This is a genomic window from Asticcacaulis biprosthecium C19 (assembly GCF_000204015.1).
GTDB lineage: Bacteria > Pseudomonadota > Alphaproteobacteria > Caulobacterales > Caulobacteraceae > Asticcacaulis > Asticcacaulis biprosthecius.
In genome coordinates, this window is sequence record NZ_GL883077.1 from 162,520 (window position 1) to 163,638 (window position 1,119).

Sequence of the window (1,119 nt, forward strand, 5' to 3'; positions counted from 1 at the left end):
TGCGAATACCAACCGCACCTGACCTTGCGGGATGTATCAGTCTTTTTGAGGGTTGGTATTCGTCGCATTTTCGCAGCCGGAGTGGTTAACGCACCGGCTGCTAAGTTTAAGTCACAGGATCAAAAGGTTTTTTCGAAATGTTTGCAGTTGCGAAGCTTAGATGATATGCGTCATAGTTTGCCGGGGGGCAAAACGCTGGAAAACTTCCCAAAAGTTGAAAAAAACTTCGGTTTGTTACCGCTATCAGGTCGTTAATTTTGCAGCAACCCCTTGAACATGCTTTCGTTTTCGATCATGCTCAGGTTTCCAGGTTCACTTGCTGGGGGAGAGACCAATGCTGAAGTCGGAACTGATTGAACGTTTGGCTTCCGAATACCCGCACCTGACGCAAAAAGACGTCGAACGGGCGGTTAATCTCATCCTCGAATCGATGATATCCACCCTGGAAAAGGGTGGTCGCGTCGAATTGCGTGGTTTTGGCGCCCTGTCGGTACGTTCGCGTCCGGCGCGGGCTGGCCGCAATCCCCGCACCGGCGAAGCGGTCAATGTCCCGGCGAAACATGTGCCCTTCTTCAAGAGTGGCAAGGAACTCCGCGAGCGTCTCAACCTCGGCGGCGACGATAACGAAGATTAATTTCAAGAGGCGGCGGCCATGAGTATTGTATCAGAATTCAAAACCTTCATGTTGCGCGGCAACGTCATCGACCTGGCGGTCGGTGTCGTCATCGGCGCAGCGTTCGGCAAGATCGTGACCTCTCTGGTCGAAAACATCATCATGCCGCCGATCGGCGTGGTTACCGGCGGGGTCGATTTCTCCGACATGAAATGGGTTATGGTACCAGCTAACGCGGCCACCGGCGCTGCAGAAGCGGCCATCTCCTACGGCCTGTTCATCAACACCCTGATTCAATTCCTGATCGTCGGCACGGCCATCTTCCTGGTGGTCAAGGCGATCAACAAGCTGATGCCGCCACCGCCGGCGGCTCCCGCGGCTCCGACTGGTCCTTCGCAGGAAGAACTGCTGGCCGGCATTCTGGCCGAGTTGAAGAAAAAGAACGCGGCCTGAATTAAGGGAAATTTGCTTTGCTTTCCCTCTCCCCAGCCTCGCCGGCAGGCATT

At 54.6% G+C, this 1,119-nt stretch carries 3 protein-coding genes; all 3 read left to right on the plus strand.

Annotation, left to right across the window (positions count from 1 at the left end; genetic code table 11):
- The coding region (locus ABI_RS25840) for a hypothetical protein (RefSeq protein ID WP_211211104.1) at positions 1-255 on the plus strand (255 nt) is incomplete at its 5' end.
- A 79-nt stretch (positions 256-334) separates the two neighbouring features.
- The gene (locus tag ABI_RS01170; protein ID WP_006270967.1) at positions 335-634 is read left to right on the plus strand and encodes an integration host factor subunit beta; all 300 of its coding nucleotides are present in this window, start codon (positions 335-337) and stop codon (positions 632-634) included.
- Between the two features lie 18 nt (positions 635-652).
- Positions 653-1,066, plus strand: a complete 414-nt coding sequence (gene mscL / locus ABI_RS01175) for a large-conductance mechanosensitive channel protein MscL (protein WP_006270968.1) — start codon at positions 653-655, stop codon at positions 1,064-1,066.
- Positions 1,067-1,119 lie beyond the last annotated feature (53 nt).

What these genes read in the sequence shown, in the direction of transcription:
- ABI_RS01170 (WP_006270967.1), top strand. Translation starts at nt 335, where the DNA reads ATGCTGAAGTCGGAACTGATTGAACGTTTGGCTTCCGAATACCCGCAC.
- mscL (WP_006270968.1), top strand. Translation starts at nt 653, where the DNA reads ATGAGTATTGTATCAGAATTCAAAACCTTCATGTTGCGCGGCAACGTC.